Source organism: Mesorhizobium sp. M7A.F.Ca.ET.027.02.1.1, assembly GCF_004022985.1.
Classification (GTDB): Bacteria; Pseudomonadota; Alphaproteobacteria; order Rhizobiales; family Rhizobiaceae; genus Mesorhizobium.
On record NZ_RZOL01000512.1, the window covers coordinates 1 to 3,751 of the forward strand.

Sequence of the window (3,751 nt, forward strand, 5' to 3'; positions counted from 1 at the left end):
ATTCCAAGATCAACGAGATCATCGTCAATCCATACTGGAACGCGCCGGTCTCGATCGTCCGCAAGGACATCATTCCGCTGATGCGGAAGAATCCCGATTATCTGAAGGACAGCCACATCCGCCTGTTCGCGCCGGATGGCAGCGAAGTCGATCCGATGAATGTGGACTGGTCGACCGACGACGCCGCCAAATACCGTTTCCGCCAGGATCCCGGCTCGGAAAACGCCATGGCCTCGGTGAAGATCAATTTCCCGAGCCCTGACGGCGTCTACATGCACGACACGCCGCAGCAGAGCCTGTTCGGCAAGATGTTGCGTTTCGATTCCTCGGGCTGCGTGCGCGTGCAGAATGTGCGCGACCTCGTCACCTGGATCCTGCGCGACACGCCTGGCTGGGACCGCCAGCATTTCGAAGCGGCGATCAAGACGGGTGAAAACACGCCGATCCAGGTCACCAATCCGGTGCCGGTCCATTTCCTCTATCTCTCGGCCTGGTCGACCGGTCCGGGCGTCGTGCAGTTCCGCGACGACGTCTACGCGCTTGATGGCAACAACGAACTGCAGATCACGTCCGCGCTGTAAACATTTGATTCCTAGCTAAAAAGGCCGCCTCTCAGGGCGGCCTTTTTCATTGATTGGGTGCCGCGGCGTTTTTCACGGGACGGGCGGCTGGACGGATCGGCCGGCTTTGCGCATGGTCGGCGGAAAGCCTGGAACCGGACCATGGAAGTCGCCGTCTTCATTCTGGTCGTGCTCGTCTTCGTGGCGCTTTCCGGCGCTCTGGTTCGCCTGGTACGGGTGCCGTTGCCGGTGCTGCAGATTGCGATCGGTGCCGCGCTTGCGTGGCCGGTGCGCGGCATCCATGTCGAGATCAATCCGGAACTGTTCCTGCTGGTGTTCATCCCGCCGCTGCTGTTCGGCGATGCCTATGGCGCGCCGAAGCGTGAACTGATGGCGCTGCGCCGACCGATCCTGGATCTGGCCATAGGGCTGGTCTTCTTCACCATCGTCGGCTTCGGCTACGCCTTGCATTGGCTGGTGCCGAGCATCCCTCTGGTGGTTGCTTTTGCGCTAGCCGCGGTGCTGTCGCCGACCGACGCGGTGGCGGTGTCCTCGATCGTCGACAGGAATGTCGTCCCGGCGCGGCTGATGCACATTCTGGAAGGCGAGTCGCTGCTCAACGATGCGTCCGGGCTGGTCATGTTCCGCTTTGCCGTCGCGGCGGTGCTGACCGGCAGCTTTTCCCTTGCGGCGGCTTCGCTCAGTTTTCTCTATGCTGTGGCGATCGGCATCCTGATCGGCGTGGCGGCGCTGTTCGTTGCCGCCAAGCTGCTGCAATTGCTCAACCGGATCGGCGGCGTGCCGGCCGAAGCGCAGGTGCTGGTGATGGTCCTGCTGCCCTTCATCGCCTATCTCGGCGCCGAGCATGTCGGAGCTTCCGGCATTCTGGCGGCTGTCACCGCGGGCCTGCTCACCGGCGGCTCCGGCGTGTTTCGCTTCCTCGGCGTCTCTGCGCGCATGCAGACGATGTCGCTGTGGACGACGCTCTCCTTCGTTTTCAACGGCGCTCTCTTCATCGTGCTCGGCCTGCAGCTTCCCGACATCATCCGCCATGTGCCGCCGGAACTCATGAGCCTGCACCCGATCATCCAGCCGATCGCGACCGTCATCGCGCTGACGCTGTGCCTGATCGCGTTGCGCTTCCTGTGGATCTGGGTGGGCGATATCGCCGCCGGCATCGCTGCGCGTCTGGGCAAGCGCAAGGTGGAGCCGTTCGGGCTGCGCGTGCGGCTCGCCGGTTCGGTGGCCGGTGTGCGCGGCGCCATTACGCTGGCCGGCATCCTGTCACTGCCGCTCGCCATGCCGGACGGCTCGCCGTTTCCGGCGCGCGACCTGGTCATTTTCCTGGCCGCCGGCGTCATCATCTGCTCGCTGGTCATCGCCAGCCTCGCTCTGCCGACGATCGCCAGGGGGCTGGTCGAGCCCGGTGAGGATGCCGGCGCCGCCGAGGAGCGCCTGGCGCGCGTCGGCGCCGCCAAGGCGGCAATCGCGCGCATCGAGAGCATTGCCGGAGCCGCCGATGATGAGGGAGGCGAGGTGCCCGGCACCAGGCTTGCCGCTGCCGACAGCATCGTCGCCGGCTACCGGCGCCGCATCGCCGCCTCGGACGAAGCCGATGAGGCCCGCGCCGAGGCGCGCGAAGCCGGAAGGCTGGAGCTCGAATTGAGATTTGCGGGCATCGAAGCCGAGCGCGAGGCCGTGCGCGCCATGTTTCGCAGCGGCGAGATCAACGACCATACGTCGCAAGCGCTGTTTACCGAGATCACGCTCACCGAGGCCTTGCTGAAAGGCCGGAAGGCTCGGAAATAACGACCCGCGGGCCAGGCTGGCGCAATCCGGCCAGCAAATTTCGCGCCGCAAACGTGGCGGGGCGAAAACAACTGTGTTAATGGCGCGGCAAATGCATGTCGCCCAAAAGTGTGCAGCGGTTTTGGGACAACGACATGCATAAATCAAAAATTGCCCCCGAACCTCGAGGATTTCAGGCCATGGCAACAGCAGCGGCAGTGTCGAACAAATTCGAATCCTTCTTCGAAACCACGCTGGCCGATGCCGATCCGGAGATTTTCGGCGCCATCCGCAACGAACTCGGTCGCCAGCGCCACGAGATCGAGCTGATCGCCTCGGAAAACATTGTTTCCCGCGCCGTGCTTGAAGCGCAGGGCTCGATCATGACCAACAAGTACGCCGAGGGCTATCCGGGTAAACGCTACTATGGCGGCTGCCAGTTCGTCGACGTGGCCGAGGAACTGGCCATCGAGCGCGCCAAGAAGCTGTTCGGCTGCAACTTCGCCAACGTCCAGCCGAATTCCGGCAGCCAGATGAACCAGGCCGTGTTCCTGGCGCTTTTGCAGCCGGGCGACACGTTCATGGGCCTCGACCTCAATTCCGGCGGCCATCTGACCCACGGTTCGCCGGTCAACATGAGCGGCAAATGGTTCAAGGTCGTGTCCTATGGCGTGCGCCAGGACGACCATCTGCTCGACATGGACGCCATCGAGAAGACCGCGCATGAGACCAAGCCGAAGCTGATCCTTGCCGGCGGCACCGCCTATTCGCGCGTCTGGGACTGGAAGCGTTTTCGCGAGATCGCCGACGCGGTCGGCGCCTATCTTATGGTCGACATGGCGCACATCGCCGGCCTCGTCGCCGGCGGCGTGCATCCGTCGCCGCTGCCGCATGCCCATGTCGTGACCACCACGACGCACAAATCGCTGCGCGGCCCGCGCGGCGGCATGATCCTGTGCAATGACGAGGACATCGCCAAGAAGATGAATTCGGCGGTGTTCCCCGGCTTGCAGGGCGGCCCGCTGATGCATGTCATCGCTGCCAAGGCTGTCGCTTTCGGCGAAGCGCTGAAGCCAAGCTTCAAGGTTTATGCCGAGAGCGTTGCCGCCAACGCCAAGGCGTTGGCCTCCAGCCTCAAGGAGACCGGTCTCGACATCGTCTCCGGCGGCACCGACAACCATCTCATGCTGGTCGACCTCAGGCCCAAGAACGCCACCGGCAAGCGCGCCGAGGCGGCGCTTGGCCGCGCCAACATCACCTGCAACAAGAACGGCATCCCGTTCGACCCGGAAAAGCCTTTCGTCACCTCGGGCGTGCGTCTCGGCACCCCGGCCGGCACCACGCGCGGCTTCGGCCAGGCCGAATTCCGCGAGATCGGCAAGCTGATCGCCGAAGTGCTGGAC

General features: G+C 64.0%; 3 protein-coding genes. All 3 read left to right on the plus strand.

The window, feature by feature from the left end:
- A partial coding sequence (locus tag EN749_RS32400) for a L,D-transpeptidase family protein (protein ID WP_145991096.1) occupies positions 1-581 on the plus strand: 581 nt, incomplete at its 5' end.
- A gap of 141 nt (positions 582-722) precedes the next feature.
- On the plus strand, positions 723-2,369 hold the full coding sequence (locus EN749_RS32405; RefSeq protein WP_128288392.1) for a Na+/H+ antiporter: 1,647 nt from the start codon (positions 723-725) through the stop codon (positions 2,367-2,369).
- Positions 2,370-2,548: 179 nt separating this feature from the next.
- Positions 2,549-3,751, plus strand: a 1,203-nt coding sequence (gene glyA / locus EN749_RS32410; protein ID WP_145991097.1) for a serine hydroxymethyltransferase, incomplete at its 3' end; no start/stop codon positions are given.